Source organism: Nitrospira sp. (assembly GCA_024760525.1).
In the GTDB taxonomy this organism is placed as follows: domain Bacteria; phylum Nitrospirota; class Nitrospiria; order Nitrospirales; family Nitrospiraceae; genus Nitrospira_D.
In genome coordinates this window covers 2,763,990-2,781,364 of the sequence record CP060499.1, presented here as the reverse complement: position 1 = coordinate 2,781,364, position 17,375 = coordinate 2,763,990, and the positions used below count along the sequence as shown (strand labels likewise).

Sequence of the window (17,375 nt, the reverse complement as noted above, 5' to 3'; positions counted from 1 at the left end):
TCAACGCCAGAGAGGATCTTCAGGCGACGATCGTTTCCCACGATTGGCGATTCATGGGTTATGCCGCCAGGGCGTAGTCGACTGGAAGTGAGGGCAGCGAGCAAAGACGTTCCTGATAGTGCTCCCCAACTCTGGAGAGGAGTTCAACATGGTGTGCTACGCAGCGGTGTTCCTATTCATCGGGTTGGCTGCTGGGGCCTTGAATTTGGCTGGAGTGGCCCCGGTTGCGACGCAGAGTTCCTGGACTCTGCTTTTGAGCGGAATCGTCTTGCTGGTAATCCACTGGACGGCGCGACGCACCGTTGGGGTGTCCTGATCGATTAGATTCGTCACGGAGTTTCACGAGCGAGAGGAGGATCATGGTATCTGAAGAACAAATCCTGAAGATGAAGAAAGCGATCGCTCAGGCCATCAAGGTGATGGGAGATCGGTTTGGATCGACGGAACAGGACGTCGCGAAGGCTATCGAAGCATTGAAGGCGTCGATGCAGGGGTCATCGGAGTCGAGTCTTTCCGTAGAAACCACGCCACGACCGGGTAGCTAGTCACCCCAGGATACGCACTCGACCACCCAGACGCACGAGCGTCTGTAACGAGAAGGAGCATGAAGCATGAAGACCCCATCCGTCATTCATAATCATATCGAGGTCACGGATACGCTGGCCAGATTGTACGTCTTCTTAGCGCAAAGCATGGATCGATGTGTGAGCGAGGCAGCGCGTATCAGCTATCCGGAAGCCGAATTACAGTCGCATCTCGCCTCGACCAAGGCCACTGTGCTGGACATGCTGTCTGTCAATCAGGTGGTCAAGGCGAAGGTCGAGCAGGAGTGCAATCGGGTGTGTTCGCTTATCGAGTCCTGCCTCGCGGAAGGAGACGCGAAGGCGGTCGCTCTGAATGAGCTGAAAGTAGAACGGGCCATGCTGAAACACAAGACCATGGCATTGAGTGATCTGCTAGCGGTATTTCGCGCGGCATGACAGAAAACGGAGCATGGTCCGTTGTTTCAGGTTCGTCTTGACCGTGAAGCGGTGAACATCATGACTGCGAAGGAAGTGCATAGCCTCTGATGGATGACCAACGGCTCTGGGTACGACCATAGCATTCTGCACGTCAAGGGCTGGCTCTTTCGCTCGAAATGAAAAGGAGGGTGATCAATGGCACGCATGCACATACCGTTCAATCTGGGCACCTTCCTCACGAAGATCGACAAGGGCAAAACGATGCTCGCGTGTCGCAAGAAGCAGATTATCTTCTCACAAGGGGATACAGCTGACGAAGTGTTCTATGTCCAGGCCGGCAAGGTTAAACTGACCGTGGTCTCGGCACATGGCAAGGAAGCCGTCGTGGCGATCCTTGAGTCCGGTGCCTTTGTAGGAGAGTCCTGCCTGGTGGGACAGACTGTTCGACCGGCGACGGCGACGACCCTGGAAGACTCCCAGATTCTCCGCATCGACAAAGCCGTCATGCTTCGCCTGCTTCGCGATCAACCCACGTTCGCCGAGGCATTTATGTCCTATTTGCTGGTGCACTCGATTCGAGTCCAAGAGGATTTAGTGGATCAACTGTTTAATTCCAGTGAGAAACGGCTGGCGCGCGCGCTACTGTTGTTGGCCCACTTTGGGAAGGAGAGTAAGCCGGAGACGGTCATTGCGAAGATCAGCCAGGAAACGTTGGCCGAGATGATCGGCACCACCCGCTCTCGCGTCAGTTTCTTTATGAATAAGTTCCGCAAGTTAGGGTTCATTGATTATAGAGGCGGGTTACGCCGGAACCACGGATTGCATGTGCATAGTTCTCTCCTCAATGTCGTTCTTCACGACTGAGTTCTTTCAACTGATTCGACGTCGGTGACTCCGCATAGCCAAGCCAGGCTCCTTCCAGGCCGTGGCGGCACACCATAATATTTACCTACTGAACAATTGTGAACAGACGGACGTCGTCTACTTAACTATGCTCGTCCATAAGGGAGAGGCTGTTGGTGCTTCTGACACAGACAAGAGGCGTGGCTCCAGTTCGATAGGAACATGTCAGGCACGCCTCCCACGCTGTCGAGGGCTGCGTGTACGAGAAACCTTCCATGAATGGAACCTCGAGGCAAACTTTCACGGCACGGCCACACGCTTTTTCTGATCGTAGGGAGGGACTCAAGATGAGCGGTGAAACCATAAGGCGGAGAAACCTTATATTACGGATGCAACGTGGACGAGGGGCAATCTCTGAGCCGATCCCGTTGAATGACAGAGCGTGCTATCGGCCCGGTATTCTGATGTTCTCTCGTCGGCAGCAATTGCTCCACCTGAACCGCAGAGCCCTGGAACTGACAGGCCATTTCGATCAGGCTGAGATTGGGCGGGCCTGCGAGATTCATTCGGCGTCCGTTCTCGACCTTCGGAACGCGATCCAAACAGCTCTGGACCATCGCCGAGATGCCAATATCTTTGAGCTTTTCGAATTGAAGCGTGTCCTTCTTGGGGCAAGGCGCAGGATCCTGATGCGTGGATTCGGATTGGCAGATCGCAATTCTCACGACGACTCAAGCATCGTGATCGTGCTGGAGGAACTCGATCATCGACAGGAGCGCAGTGAGCCCCTGCGGCAGGCGATGGGACGGTCTTAAGAGAGAAGGATTGAGGCAATCCCGGGAGCAGCCCAACGCCTCAGAAAACATTGCGTCGACTTCCCGTAGAGTTCACCTGGTCAATCAACGAAACTCCGCCCACCCAATGTGAGTCCAACCTGCCCTTTCTGCCACACGCAAATCTCTTCCTCACTGATCAATTGTGACCAGACAGGCATCGGGCGTGTTGGCATGTTGTCAGATGTATATGCAGTCGCCGTCTTTCTCAGCCGAGGAGGGGGCATCATGACCTGTCGAGTCGCCCGGTCGTATCAATACTGTGACCAGATGGAGCCCGTTTGCTGTTCTAAATGTGGCTCGGCATCTGTGAGTGTGCCTGTGGTTTCAAGAACTCTAGGGCCGAATCTGTGTTCGATCTGCGCTCAGTCCGTGAGCCCGCGCCTCGCGCTTTCTGCTCACGCGCCGCACGAGCCGATGAGACATCGGCAGGTCGCCTGAACCGCCGGCATAAGGCATCCCGGCATCATCGGAGAGATGGGGGCTACTATTATACCGTCGTCCTGACCAGGTGTTGTACATTTGCTCGTGCGTCGCAGAAAGTATTCCTGAATCGCCGGAACGTGAAACCGAGCATGGCAGAAAGTGAGCCGTATGGTGGCAGATAATGTGAAAGAGTGTTCGCAGGCTCGGACAAGACATCCGTCTGAACCGTTCTCGCGTTGTGTTTCCCATCGGAGGCTCGGAGCAGGGGGGGCGCTTCTGTGTCTGGTGGCGAGTGCGGTCTTTCCTCCCCACGTCCTGGCCGGAGTATTGGACCAACTTGTTGACTTGACCGACAAAGCGGCTCAGGTCGTGGTCACTCTCAAAGGCCGCGACAACTTCAATAGCGAGTATCTGTACGATGTGAGTGTGAAGAACTTGTCGTCAGATCCTTTGGCGGGAGAGTCGCTTATCATCGTTCTTGACAAGATCACCAATATCGGTGGCGATGAATGGATGGCGGGCACGAGCCAATCAAATCTGACACGCATGGAGGTTCTGGGGCAGGACGGCGAAGCAGACGGCGACAAACCTTACTTTCGCATCCCTCGAGGATCCGGTCCAAACCTACCCCCCTACACCGAAAGTGGTCCTGCTACCGTGCGCATTCGCAACAAAGACTATCTCATCGTGTTCACTCCGGTTTTTCGTGTGTATGGTACGAAACGGTCGCCCGTTCCGGCGAAAACGAAGGAGAATGTGTCGCCGACTCCAACCACGACCCCTACCGACAAGCTCATTCAGTTACTCATCCAGAAAGGTGTGTTCTCTGAAGAGGAAGGCCGTGCGCTTTATCCTCGATGATCCCTCTCGCCTGTCGAGTGACTGCAGGACTACGGCGTTGCCCATATAGTGCCTCTTTGAGCCGCTGTTACCTGATTCAAGCGTGGCGTCAGTCGGCCGGCTTCACTTCCATGCGCGGCATCAGTTCTTTGAACCGAGCGAATCGCGGCCCTGTTTATTATCATGCCCAGCATCGGTTTTTCGCACCGAGCGAATGGACAGCGCGTGATTCTGATCGTTCACCATTGCCTCAATACGGTCACTCTTCATGATTTTCCCAATCATCTGGGTTGTTTTATCGGTATGCAAACGTATGGTTCTGCCCTCCTCCACCTTGATGAAATAGTTCCCGTCTTTGATACGGAACAGTTCACCCGTGATTTTCTTGGCGTCCTCTACGCGGTTAGTGCTCTTCTTATCGTCCGCGGTCTTTTGCCTGCCATCATCGGATTGAAAGCCTAGCCCGGAGTCGGATTGAGAGTCAGTTTTCATAATGTCTGATGATGAAGGCGAATGCTTTGCCTGCGCCGTGTTGGCCAGCCCGAGACATAGCAACAATCCACACGACAGGACAACGACGAGTTTTGGAATGGCTACCATTGGAGCCTCCTTGGGTAGACGTACGATTCTTTTGCAAGTAACGGTACGCGCTTAGGCGCTTGCGTACTGAGCGATATTGACCGGACTACTCCAACGCTTCTCGTCATACTAGGCTAAGAGGGAGAAGTTTAGGGAGGATATGTCCGGTTCGACATGAAAGCCGAATCGTCAAGGCACATATTCACCGAGAAGGAGGGATGCTCAATGGAAGATGAGGAACGCTCGATCACAGATAACAGAGGGTGTTCATTAGGAGTGGTGGGATGGGCTTTTGTGACCGGAGGGTTGCTGGGAGCTGCGGCGGCGTTGTTGCTGGCCCCACAGTCCGGTCGTAAATCGCAGGAGCAGTTGAGAGGGTATGTGCGACGAGCCGAGGAGAATATCCATGATCTGGCCGACAAAGCCACCGAGGTTGTGGATCAGGCGCTGGATAAGGGCCGCGAGTTCATCAAAGACAAGCGGGCGGTCCTCACCGAGGCTGCCGAAGCCGGTCGCACGGCCATGCATAGGGAGCGTGAGCGATTGTCGGGTGACAAGAAGGTGTGACCGCAGAATGCATGGCTACCAAATGGTGGACTGTGTGGCGAACGTGCGAACAAAAGGAGAATCAAGATGAGTATTATTCTTATCGGCATATTAGGAGTGTTGTTTCTTGGCGTACTTCCGATCTGGTCCCACAGCGGTAACTGGGGATATCTCCCCAGCGGCGGGCTGGGCTTCCTCCTCCTGGTTCTGGTTATTCAGACCCTGATCGGTCGGATGGGACAGTCGGCAACTGAAAAGTCTTGATGGGAGCGAGCGCTGGTGTTGATCCGCTCTGATCGTACAGCGCCTCCGCCGGGATAAGAACCAAAGCTGTGTTGCCTCATGTGATGGGACTCACACGAAAGTGTAGCCATTCTTTCGGCTCCGGCATTGTGTACATGGTTTCATCCGAGCGGAGGATGTTGAGCGAGTCTTCAATGAGTAACAGCGGTGTAACGCATCGGGTTCGCGGGGGGAGCTCAGGGAAGCCGCAGAGATACAAGGCTTCTAAGACGCGCGGGGAATGGCCTACCGACTGCGGAGGTACGCGAGCCGCACTGACGAGCCAAGCTATGAAAGAAGGCCGGAGAGCGTTCTCACACTTGGCAACCTGCTGAAAGACCGCCACTAAGCGCCGACTTGGTCATGAGAGATGTTCCACATGATGCGGGAAATGGGGGAGACGTACTGGATGCAAACCGCGATATTCAGAAAGAGGAGATCATCATGCAGATACTAAAAACCACCATCCTGGCAACCACTCTGGTCACTTTCGCAGGCTGTTCTTCATATATCAAACAACCGGCTGTATGTACGAGTGAGGGTTGGTACGGCTATGAGCGGAGCGGGCAATGTCCATCCAAGCCGGTACTCGCGATTGTACCAGACAACACTGCCGACCGCCTTGCGGTGCTAGAGCGAGAGCGTCAACGGCTGGCTGACGAGCTGGGGGTCGCGCAACGTCAGCTCGCCGATCATGATCGTGAACTCGCGGCAATCCGATCCAGGGCCGTGGAGACGCCCAAACAAGCCAAGGCCGAGAAAGACCTCTTAAGGGCGCTGCAACCGGAAATTTCCAAGGGCACGGTGTTGGTTCACCAATCCGGCAGTGCCCTGACGATCAGTTTGGCGTCCGGTCTACTATTCGATTCCGGGCAAGACCAGCTGAAGGGCGAAGGGGCTGATGTCTTGCATCGAGTAGGCGTCGTCCTCAGAGACTTCCCGGAAAAACAAGTGCATGTGGCGGGCTACACTGACAACGTTCCAGTCCGGAACGGGTTGAAAAGGAAATATCCGTCCAACCAAGAGCTGTCAAACGCGCGGGCCGACAGTGCCGCACAGGCGCTTCGGGACGGGGGTGTCAGCAGCCAGGTATCAGCAGCAGGCCACGGGGACAGTCACCCGGTCGCCAGCAACGACACGGCAGAGGGACGCGCCAAGAACCGTCGTGTCGAAATCATTGTGTCATAGCTGAATGGTGGTGCGGAAGGAACCTCTGGGAGGCATAGGCGGCTCGATCAGTGCATGGTTTACAACGGTGGTCTATCTACCGCAGGCGCTCCGGACGCTCTAGGCTGATCGTGAAAGAGAGAGGAGAGCAAGAAGTCCGAGTATCGGGGCGTGGAGACAGGACCTCGGTCTATGACCGCTCCAGCACGCCTATCGAGATGTGAGCCCTCTCCAAACGCGCGACTCAGACGGGACGTGTCTCGGATAACAACAGAATGGATTGGCAGAGTGTAATCATTGTGAGCAATGAGACCGAAGAAGGGCGGCAAGTGAATCGTGGTGTCGAAATGCTTCTGTGCGCAGAGCCTGCCTAACGGCTGAAATCCGTAACCGTGACCTGTTGGCAGAGGGCTTCGGCAGTTGATTCTGCCTGGCGGTTCTGAGTGAGGCAGGAGACTAATGGATACGATGTTTTCACCTGTTGCCAAGAGTGCCGAGCTGGAAGAACCGATTCGCGCCGAGCTCTTCGGCATCGAACGGCTCGAACAGCATGCTGCGAGTCTAGCGGCGGCACAGGTCGTTACCGATGAGGCACGGGTGGGCCGGCTGCTCACGCCACGAGTCCTCGCGAATGGACGAGTCTTGGTGAAGTCTTACCAGAGTATCGCCCGTACGATTCGCGATGAGAAGGCCATTACTCCCGCGGCTGAGTGGTTCGTCGATAATTTCCATATTGTCGACGAACAACTTCGCGAAATCATCGACGATTTGCCTCCCGGCTATTACCGGCAATTGCCGAAACTAACATCAGGGCATTTGCAGGATCATCCACGGGTATTTGGCGTTGCCTGGGCATTCGTCGCCCACACCGATAGTCGTTTCGACCCTGACATGCTCCGGCGCTTTGTGACGGCCTATCAACGCGTGCAACCGTTGACGATCGGTGAATTGTGGGCTGTGGCGATCTCGCTGCGTGTCGTGCTGGTGGAGAATCTTAGAAGGCTGGCCGAGCGGATCGTCCATAGCCGAGAGGCCCGGCTGGAAGCTGATGAACTGGCGGATAGCCTGTTGGGGAGCGGCGCGTTGGTTCTGGAGTCACCGGCCAAGGCATTACGCCGATTTGAGCACAGCCCGCTGGACACGGCGTTTGCCGTGCAGCTTGTTCAACGGCTCCGTGACCTGGACCCGAAGGTACGTCCCGTGTTGCTGTGGCTCGACGAACGTCTGGCGGCACAGGGCTCGACCGCCGATGACATGGTGCACGACGAGCATCTGCAACAGGCGGCCATGAGCGTCACGGTTCGCAACATTATTACGAGCATGCGATTGACGTCTGAATTCAATTGGGCTGAATTTGTCGAGGCGGTCAGCCTCGTCGATCAGATTCTGCGATGCGACTCCCGCTATGCCGAGATGGACTTTGTGACGCGGGACACGTACCGCCATGCGATCGAGGATCTCTCGCGCGGCACGGGTCTCTCAGAACTCGAGGTGACCACGCGGGTCGTGGACCGAGCCAGGCTGGCTGGGGTTGAGCCGCACACGAGTGAGCAGCCGGAACGGGATCGGCACACGGATTCCGGCTATTACCTTATCTCTCAGGGCCGCCGGGAAATTGAACGCGAACTCGGTTACCGGGTGTCCTGGAAGCGACGACTCCTGCGCTGGTATGTCCAGGCGTCTGCACCTGGCTATCTGGGGTCGCTCACAGCGATGACCGCCATGGTTCTGGCCTTCCCGCTGTGGCATGCCGCCGAAGCGGGCGTGACTGTCGCAGGTCTGGTGTGTCTCGGTCTCATTGCGCTCGTGCCGGCCTCGGACTTAGCCATGGCGCTTATCAATCGTGCGGTGATGGCCATCCTCGGGCCGCGGTCATTGCCCCGGATGGCATTGCGAAATGGCATTCCCAAAGAATTGCGCACAATGGTGGTGGTCCCCACATTGCTGACGAGCCGGAACAGTATCGATAAGCTGGTTGAGCGATTGGAAGTGCATTATCTGGCGAATGCGGATGATGACCTGCGTTTCGCGCTGCTCTCAGACTGGAGAGACGCTCCAAGCGAAAGCATTTCAGGGGACGCCGAACTGCTGGCAAGAGCGGTGGAGGGGATCGCGCATCTGAACAAGCGCTATGGTGCCGCAGCCGGGGGCGGATCGCGTTTTGCCCTGTTTCACCGCAGGCGAGTTTGGAACGAGTCCGAGCAGGTGTGGATGGGATGGGAACGGAAACGAGGCAAACTGCATGAATTGAATCAATGGCTGCGCGGCTCGACGAGCACGACCTTCATGTCCGTCGACGGGCAGTTCCCTGAGGTGATTCCGTCGGTCCGGTTCGTCATCACATTGGATGCGGATACACGGCTGCCCCATGGAGCCGCGCACCGGTTGATCGGTACCATGGCTCACCCGCTGAACCGGCCACGGTTCGACCGTTTCGCTGGACGCGTTGTAGAAGGGTATGGGGTTGTGCAGCCGCGGATTACGCCGTCGCTTCCGGGCAGCGGCGAGGGCTCATATTATCAACAAACGTTTTCCGGACCCAGTGGGATCGATCCCTACGCGTCGGCCGTGTCTGATGTCTATCAGGATTTGTTTCGGGAAGGATCCTACACAGGCAAAGGCATTTACGAGATCGACGCGTTCGAGGCGGCGCTGGCGGGCAAGGTGCCGGACAACGCGATGCTCAGTCACGATCTTTTTGAAGGATTGTTCGCACGCGCAGCGCTGGCGACCGACGTCGAGCTGTTCGAAGCGTTTCCTGACCACTATGAAGCGGCAGCAGCCAGACAGCATCGATGGGCGCGTGGCGATTGGCAGCTGTTGCCCTGGCTGTTTGGGCGAGGGCATACCGGGTCTGAACCGCATCGCGCGGTGGTGATTCCCGCCATCGGCCGTTGGAAGATCCTCGACAACCTCCGCCGTACCCTGTCGGCTCCCGCGGCGTTTCTGACCCTGATGGTCGGATGGATGCTGCCGGAAACATCTGCCTGGGTCTGGGCCGGGTTCATTCTGACCACCATCGCGATTCCCTCGCTGTTGTCCTTCGTGCTCGGACTCTATCCGCGCCGATCCGGGATTGCCTTGCGCACCCATTTCCGTGGAGCAAATATCGACCTAGCGTTGGCCGCGAGACAGATCGCATTGACCGTCACCTTCCTCGCGCATCAGGCATGGCTCATGACGGATGCGATTGTTCGCACGCTCGTTCGGCTCGTCTTCACGCAGACTCGCATGTTGGAGTGGGTGACTGCGGCTCAAGCCGAAGGTGCCTACACGTGCAACTTGACGGGAATGTATCGTCGTATGGCGGGCGGTGTGATGCTCGCCGTCGTGGCAGCTGGAGGGGTGGCCGTGTTGGGCCGCTCTGAGTCCTGGGCTGCCGCGGCTCCGTTCGTTCTGCTCTGGATATCAGCTCCTGCCGTGGCTCGCTGGGTCAGTCTGCCGCCTCGACTCACGAGGGCAGAACCGATTTCTCCCGCGGATGCGCGGACGCTCCGATCGATCGCACGCCGGACCTGGCGGTTCTTCGAAACGTTCGTATCTCCCGAGGACCATGCGCTGCCGCCTGATAACTTTCAGGAAGATCCGAAACCCGTCGTCGCCCATCGCACGTCGCCGACCAATATTGGGCTCTATCTGCTCTCAACTCTGGTCGCCCGTGACCTAGGATGGCTGGGCACCATCGACGCCACCAAACGGCTGGAAGCCACGCTGGCGACCATGAGCCGTCTCGAGTTATTTCGTGGGCATTTCTACAATTGGTACGACACACGTACTCTTCAACCGCTGGATCCCAAGTACGTGTCCTCCGTCGACAGCGGAAACCTCGCGGGACATTTGTTGGTACTGGGAAACGGATGTCGCGAGCTGATTCAGCAATCTTCCATCGAAGGCGATTTGTTTGCCGGAATTGACGATGCCATCCAATTGTTACGCGGTGCGCTGGAGGAGGTGTCAGACCAGCGACAAACTCATACGGTGACCAAGAAGCAGTTGAGCCAAGCCGTCGACGTACTGGCCATGGAGCTGTTATCGAAGCCGGTCGATGCCGCCGGCTGGACTGTCAGGTTCGGCAGGCTCAACGCCTTGTCTCATACTGTTTCCGATATGGCTCAGACACTGGGACAGGAGCGTGGTGATGAGCCCGATGGAGAGTTGCGTGCCTGGGCCGATGCGGTCCGGGCATGCGTGGATAGTCATCTCCGTGATGTGGAGTTGTTCCTTCCATGGGTCCGCTTCAGTGCGAAAGACCGGGCGGCTCTGTTCAACCATCCGTCTGAGCCATCGCCGGAGTGGGCGGTTATCGCGCCGTTCTTCCATCCCATGCCTACGCTGGCGGCTGCTCCTGAACGGTTTGCGGATGCACTCCGTGCGCTTGAGCACTTGCAGGAACACGTGCGCAGCGGCCTCTTACAGGATCAGGCCACTTTGGCAAGAATCACTCTGTTGACTGATGCCATCCGGCAATCGATTGCGGATATCACGGCCTTGACGCGTCGTCTTACGGCGATCGCACAGAAGGCGGAGCACATGGTTCACGCCATGGATTTCACCTTTCTCTTCGATCCGATACGCAAACTGTTATCCATCGGCTATCGCGTGCCGGAGAACAGCCTGGACCCTAGTTGCTACGACTTGCTGGCGTCTGAGGCCAGACTGGCGAGCTTTGTCGCCATCGCCAAGGGCGATGTGCCGTCATCGCATTGGTTCCACTTGGGCCGTGCTCTGACGCCGGTTGGAAACGGCTCGGCGCTCGTGTCCTGGTCGGGCTCCATCTTCGAGTACCTCATGCCGGCGTTGGTCATGCGGTTCCCACCAGGCAGCTTGTTATGCCGGACGTATGAATTGGTTGTCCGTCGGCAGATTCAATACGGGATAGAGCGAGGCGTGCCCTGGGGGGTTTCTGAGTCGGCCTATAATGCGCGCGATCTTGACCTGACGTACCAGTATTCCAGCTTCGGTGTGCCGGGTCTGGGACTCAAGCGAGGCCTCAGCGAGGATGTGGTCATCGCACCCTATGCCACGGCACTCGCGGCGATGATCAATCCCATCGAAGCCACACAAGGGTTCGCGCGCCTCGCCGAGGCGGGCGGGAGGGGAACCTATGGGTTCTATGAAGCGCTGGATTACACGCGGACGCGGGTACCCGAAGGAAAGGACGCGGCCATCGTGCGGACCTACATGTCTCATCATCACGGCATGTCGTTGGTCTCGATCGCGAATGTCTTGAACAACGGAGTGATGAGGAGCCGGTTTCATGCCGAGCCGATCGTGCGAGCGACTGAACTCTTGCTCCAGGAACGGACACCGCGCGACGTGCCGGTGACGCGTCCGCGCGCGGAGGAAGTCGCTGCGGCGGCGCAAGTCCGCGACCTCATACCACCGGTCGTGCGGCGATTTACCTCGCCGCATGAGGCAACACCGCGGACGCATCTGCTGTCCAACGGGCGGTATGCGGTTATGCTGACCACGGCAGGGTCGGGTTATAGCAGGTGGCAAGATATTGCGGTGACACGCTGGCGCGAAGATGCGACGCGGGACTGCTGGGGGTCTCATATTTTTCTGCGCGACATGGAGACCGGGTCTGTATGGTCGGCCGGGTATCAGCCCAGTGGTGTCGAGGCCGACGCCTATGAAGCATCCTTTTCAGAAGAACGAGCCGAGATCATCCGCCGAGATGGCGATTGGAGCACGACGTGTGAGGTCGTGGTGTCTTCCGAGGATGATGCTGAAATGCGGCGCATCTCCGTGACGAATATGGGTACCGGCGCGCGCGATCTGCAAGTCACCTCCTATGCCGAACTGTCTCTGGTTTCACAAGCCGCCGATGTCGCTCATCCGGCTTTTGCGAACCTGTTCGTACAAACGGAATTTGTGTCTGACAACGGCGTATTGCTTGCCACCCGTCGCCGTCGATCAGACGAAGAAGCGACGGTGTGGGCGGCCCAGGTGGTTGTGGTCGAAGGTGAGAGCATCGGGGATCTGCAATATGAAACGGATCGCGCCCGGTTTCTCGGCCGCGGACATCATGTGCGCACGGCGGTCTCGGCGGTCGGTGGGCGGCCACTTTCCAATACCGTCGGGTCCGTACTTGATCCGGTGATGAGTCTGCGCCGCACGGTGCGCGTGCTCCCAGGTGAGACCGCGCGCGTGGTCTTTTCAACCATTATCGGTCCCACCCGCGATCAGGTGCTGGAGTTAGCCGACAAGTACAGCGATCCGAGAGTCTTTGAGCGTGCCCTCTCGCTGGCTTGGACGCAATCGCGGGTACAACTGCACCACCTCGGTATCGGGGCGGACGAAGCGCAGTTGTTCCAGCGACTGGCCAACGCCGTCTTGTACGCTGATGCGTCGATGCGGCCGTCTTCCGAGGTACTGAGCGAGGGGACGGTGGACCGTGCGGTGCTGTGGGCACATGGAATTTCAGGCGATCTGCCCATCGTATTGGCCTGCATCGACAAAACGGATGACATCGACATTGTCCGGCAGTTGCTCCGGGCACATGAGTACTGGCGGATGAGGCAATTATCGACCGATGTAATCATTCTGAACGAGAAGGCCACGTCGTATGAGCAGGGGCTGCGAGGCGCGCTGGAAGGGCTGGTGCGGGGCAGTCAATTGCGGCTCTGCCCGGATACCGGTGGGGCGCGAGGTGGTATTTATCTCCTGCGGACCGACCTGGTCTCCGCACAAGATCGGATCCTGCTGCAGCAGCTTGCTCGGGTCGTCCTACTCGGCTGGCGCGGCACTTTGGCGGAGCAGATTACTCGGTTACAGCGCAGGCACAGTGTGGCGCCGGTGAGTCTGCCCACCCTGCGTGCCGGCAGGCGTCTGGACGTGCCGTTGCCTGAACGAGAACTCGAATTCTTCAACGGCTTGGGCGGCTTCGCAGATGATGGGCGCGAATACGTCACGATTCTCGGCGAAGGGCTGCGAACGCCACGACCGTGGATCAACGTCATCGCAAACCCGGCGTTCGGTTTCCTCGTGTCGGAATCAGGCTCCGGGTTTACGTGGTCGCTCAACAGCCGCGAGAATCAATTGACCCCCTGGTCGAATGATCCTGTGACCGATCCGTCGGGAGAGGTGCTCTATCTTCGCGATGATGACTCGAAAGAGATTTGGTGTCCCACGGCGCTGCCGATTCGTGATGACCCGGCGCCCTATGTCGCCTGTCACGGGCAGGGTTACAGCCGTTTCCATCATGGTTCACACGGCGTCCTACTCGAATTGCTGCAATTTGTGCCGCCTGAAGATCCGATCAAGATCTCTCGACTCACCCTGCAGAATGCGTCGGGCCGCTCGCGTCGCCTTTCTGTCACGGCCTATGCTGAATGGGTACTGGGCAACTCCCGCAGTGACTCCGCGCCGTACATCGTCACCGAGATCGACCCGGAGACCGGCGCCCTCTTCGCGCGCAGTATGCTAGGCGGCGAGTTCGCTGGTCGCGTCGCCTTCTCCGATCTTGCCGGAAAACACGCCTCGTGGACCGGCGACCGCACGGAATTCCTCGGCCGTAATGGGACTTTTGACCGTCCCCTGGCATTGGAAAGGGGAGGCGAATTATCCGGTAGGGTCGGGGCGGGTCTCGACGCTTGTGCGACTCTTCAGCTTTCGATCGAGTTGGAGGCAGGCGAACAAGCGGAGGTTATCTGGTTTCTTGGTCAGACAGCGGAGAGAGAGCAGGCGCGTCTCCTGCTTCATCGGTACCGTGAGGCGGACGTCGACGCGCTCCTCCGTGAGGTCACTCGCCGATGGGACGACATGTTGGGTGGTATACAGGTCCGTACGCCGGAGCGCGCCATGGATGTCTTGTTGAATCGCTGGGTGCTCTATCAGACGCTGGTGTGCCGCGTCTGGGCTCGTGCGGCGTTCTATCAGTTGAGCGGGGCGTACGGGTTTCGCGATCAACTCCAGGACGTCATGGCCCTCAGCGTGGCGGATCGCGATATCACACGCGAACATCTGCTGCGAGCGGCAGGGAGGCAGTTTGTCGAGGGTGACGTCCAGCATTGGTGGCATCCTCCGTCCGGACGCGGCGTGCGGACCCGCATTTCTGACGATCTGCTCTGGCTGCCGTACGCGGTGATCCAGTTTCTTGAAGTGACCGGCGATATGACTGTGCTGGACGAAATGGTGCCCTTTCTGGAAGGACCTGTGTTGGTGGATGGACAACATGAATCCTATTTTGAGCCGCGAGTGTCCCAGATGTGCGCCACCCTCTTTGAACATTGCGCGCGCGCGCTGGACCGAAGCCTTGTCGTCGGTTGTCACGGCCTTCCGCTCATGGGCACCGGAGATTGGAATGACGGGATGAACCGAGTCGGCCAACAGGGCAAAGGGGAAAGCGTGTGGCTTGGCTGGTTTCTCCATACGGTGCTCTGGGAGTTCGCCAAGGTGGCGGCCCAACGCGGCGAGCATGGTCGTGCTGAAACGTGGCGTTTGCACGTCAGCGCATTGAAAGCCGCGATCGAGCGGGACGGTTGGGACGGAGAATGGTACCGCCGCGCGTACTTCGATGATGGGACGCCGCTCGGTTCCGCCGGAGATCCAGAATGCCGCATCGATTCGATTGTCCAGTCCTGGGGAGTGATCAGTGGCGCGGCAGACCCAAGCCGCGCGGCGCGTGCCATGGCCGCAGTGGAACGGCATTTGGTGAACCGGCAGGACGGGCTGATCCGTCTTTTGGCGCCACCGTTCGACCGAATGCCGAAGGATCCCGGCTATATCAAAGGCTATGTCCCGGGCATTCGAGAAAACGGCGGCCAATACACCCATGCATCCGTTTGGACCGTGCTGGCATTCGCAGCCCTGGGTGATGGGGACAAGGCCGGCGAGTTGTTCCGCATGTTAAATCCTGTTCATCGGATCTCTTCGCGAGCGAACGTTCAGCGCTACAAAGTCGAACCTTACGTGGTAGCCGGTGACGTGTACGCCGAGCCGCCGCATATTGGCCGCGGGGGATGGACTTGGTACAGCGGCTCAGCGGGTTGGCTCTACCGGGCCGGTGTGGAATGGATGCTGGGTTTTCGCTTGCGCGGTGCCATGCTCTCCATCGACCCTTGTATTCCACATCAGTGGCCGGGATACTCGATTCGTTTTCGGTATCATTCGGCGGTCTATGATATCGCTGTGGAAAATCCACGTCATGTGAGCCGAGGCGTGGCGCTGACTGAACTGGATGGCAAAGCGTTGACAGACTATACGAACATCCAGCTCGTCGTCGACGGCGAGCACCAGATTCGCATCGTGCTCGGTTGATACGGGCGAGGTGGGATAGTGACCGAGGAAGACATCATAGACCACGATCGAAGAATCGATGAAGACGATGGAGGAAAAGCACCTGCTGAATCTTCTTGCGACGAAGGATGGGAGGGTTACGTACTCTGTGACACGGCACGTCTCCTGCGAGCCTGAGTGGTATCGGCACTTCGGGCGAGGACTGAGAAAAGTCGCCGTCGCAATGAACAAAGGGGCAATCGAGGCCGGATCGGTCCGGTCCCTTTGGCCTCCTAGGTCTAGGAGCGGGGCATGGAGGACAGTTGACGGGTAGGGGGAGGATCGCTCGTAGGCACAGGGAGATAAGTGTCTCTTGGCGAACTGAGCCGTTCTGACCAGATCGTGAATCGTGCTTAAGGTAGACTTATTGACGGACCCCCATCTCGCGCGGCGCATCGGTGCGGCGTTGCATCATGCCCATCGCGGCACATTCACCTGTCATGATGAGGAGAATGAAGATCTGCTCCGTGCGAACTGGGAGAGCTAAGCGGAGGACAAGACTCGACATCTCTGTCGATTGGATGTGGTGGACGCGATGTCAGAGGTTTTCTTTTCCAGGCAATGTCCCCTAAAGAGTGTGATTGAGGAAGGAGCATCATATGCAGCTGACCCTGGCACAACAGGAGCAGGAGGTATTGTCCTGGGCAGTCGAGAGTGCCATCTCGGACCTCGGTACCGAGATCGGTCACACCGATAACCAGGTCATGCGGAAAGACTTGCGAGAGCGAAAGGATGTCCTTTTAGCGATACTTGACCGGCTCAGAGTCACCGCCTGATTTCGGATGTCCGGAAAGCCGGAATCAAGGCTCATTCGCGCTCACGCCGATCCTGCATGAAGCGCTAACATCGAAACGTGTGGCCGTAATCGATTGTCCGGTGGTTGTGGAGACAATCTTCGATTGACCGCGCATCTGAAACACGTGCCTTAGCCCATTCTCTCTAAGTCTGTCTGAGTCACGTCATATGTCACACCATTTGAGGAAGGAAGCTCACGTGTTCATGTGTCTGGTGGTTCTTGCAATCGTCATCGGATTGCCTCTGTCAGGCTTCGCTCAATTCGTGGACAAAGGCGAGTATGTCGAGGTGGCCAAAGGTACGAAGCTTTGTCCTAACGTTATCCTGGAAAAATCGAAGGGGATGCTTGATCCAGAGAACGTCTATTGGCGAGTCACCAGTAAGGTACGGGCGAATGGCACGCAGACCGTCGTTGCAGTTGTCCTTGAAACCCAGTATGACCGCAAAAGCGGCGAGACCACGATCAAGGAACGCCGGTATGATGAAGACTACGCCACGTTTTTCAAGAGATCCCCGGAGAACAAAGGGATGCTCCTCATGATCAGCCCGCAAGATGGACGAGTGGAAGCAACTGTGGAAATTTGCGGGAAGAAGAAATAGAGTTCTGCCCCAGAGGCCCCTTATCCATCAGAGCGCTCCGTGCACGACGCATCCGGTATGACTCACTACGGATCGGTAGAATAGACACGTGTCCAGGGCGGTTAACAAAATCTGGTTAATATTTGATGCTAAATGTAGATTATGAGATATAAAGCTTGACTAGTTATGGTAAACTTGTGTATGGTAGTTTGTGCGAGGAGAGTATGACTCTCTGAGGGAAGTG

General features: G+C 57.5%; 13 protein-coding genes. 12 read left to right on the top strand and 1 reads right to left on the bottom strand.

The features are described from left to right. Positions 1 to 148 precede the first annotated feature (148 nt). The 6 genes from H8K04_13040 (at position 149) to H8K04_13015 (ending at position 3,925) form a co-directional block, all read left to right on the top strand. On the top strand, positions 149 to 316 hold the full coding sequence (locus H8K04_13040; GenBank protein ID UVT14762.1) for a DUF1328 domain-containing protein: 168 nt from the start codon (positions 149 to 151) through the stop codon (positions 314 to 316). 43 nt (positions 317 to 359) lie between these two features. Then, entirely contained in the window at positions 360 to 545 is a 186-nt protein-coding gene (locus H8K04_13035; protein UVT14761.1) for a hypothetical protein, read from the top strand. 66 nt (positions 546 to 611) lie between these two features. Beyond that, complete coding sequence (locus H8K04_13030) at positions 612 to 980, top strand: hypothetical protein (protein UVT14760.1); 369 nt, start codon at positions 612 to 614, stop codon at positions 978 to 980. A 177-nt stretch (positions 981 to 1,157) separates the two neighbouring features. After that, entirely contained in the window at positions 1,158 to 1,826 is a 669-nt protein-coding gene (locus H8K04_13025; protein ID UVT14759.1) for a Crp/Fnr family transcriptional regulator, read from the top strand. A gap of 407 nt (positions 1,827 to 2,233) precedes the next feature. Beyond that, positions 2,234 to 2,620 carry a hypothetical protein gene (locus H8K04_13020; GenBank protein UVT14758.1) on the top strand — a complete coding sequence of 129 codons (387 nt, stop codon included), beginning with the start codon at positions 2,234 to 2,236 and terminating at the stop codon, positions 2,618 to 2,620. 729 nt (positions 2,621 to 3,349) lie between these two features. Continuing rightward, positions 3,350 to 3,925, top strand: coding sequence for a hypothetical protein (locus H8K04_13015; GenBank protein UVT14757.1), 576 nt, complete (start codon positions 3,350 to 3,352; stop codon positions 3,923 to 3,925). A gap of 120 nt (positions 3,926 to 4,045) precedes the next feature. Here H8K04_13015 and H8K04_13010 read toward each other — a convergent pair whose 3' ends face one another. After that, positions 4,046 to 4,504 (bottom strand): hypothetical protein, encoded by a 459-nt coding sequence (locus H8K04_13010; protein ID UVT14756.1) that lies wholly within the window; start codon positions 4,502 to 4,504, stop codon positions 4,046 to 4,048. Between the two features lie 204 nt (positions 4,505 to 4,708). On the opposite strand from H8K04_13010, the gene H8K04_13005 reads away from it, so the two are divergent. The 6 genes from H8K04_13005 (at position 4,709) to H8K04_12980 (ending at position 17,152) form a co-directional block, all read left to right on the top strand. Further along, on the top strand, positions 4,709 to 5,050 hold the full coding sequence (locus H8K04_13005; GenBank protein ID UVT14755.1) for a YtxH domain-containing protein: 342 nt from the start codon (positions 4,709 to 4,711) through the stop codon (positions 5,048 to 5,050). A gap of 66 nt (positions 5,051 to 5,116) precedes the next feature. Continuing rightward, a complete protein-coding gene (locus H8K04_13000) occupies positions 5,117 to 5,293 on the top strand; it encodes a DUF3309 domain-containing protein (protein ID UVT14754.1) in 177 nt (58 codons plus the stop codon). A 462-nt stretch (positions 5,294 to 5,755) separates the two neighbouring features. Next, the gene (locus H8K04_12995; protein ID UVT14753.1) at positions 5,756 to 6,499 is read left to right on the top strand and encodes an OmpA family protein; all 744 of its coding nucleotides are present in this window, start codon (positions 5,756 to 5,758) and stop codon (positions 6,497 to 6,499) included. Between the two features lie 447 nt (positions 6,500 to 6,946). After that, positions 6,947 to 15,739, top strand: coding sequence for a hypothetical protein (locus H8K04_12990; protein UVT14752.1), 8,793 nt, complete (start codon positions 6,947 to 6,949; stop codon positions 15,737 to 15,739). Between the two features lie 617 nt (positions 15,740 to 16,356). Then, entirely contained in the window at positions 16,357 to 16,533 is a 177-nt protein-coding gene (locus tag H8K04_12985; protein ID UVT14751.1) for a hypothetical protein, read from the top strand. A 217-nt stretch (positions 16,534 to 16,750) separates the two neighbouring features. Next, the gene (locus H8K04_12980; protein ID UVT14750.1) at positions 16,751 to 17,152 is read left to right on the top strand and encodes a hypothetical protein; all 402 of its coding nucleotides are present in this window, start codon (positions 16,751 to 16,753) and stop codon (positions 17,150 to 17,152) included. Positions 17,153 to 17,375 lie beyond the last annotated feature (223 nt).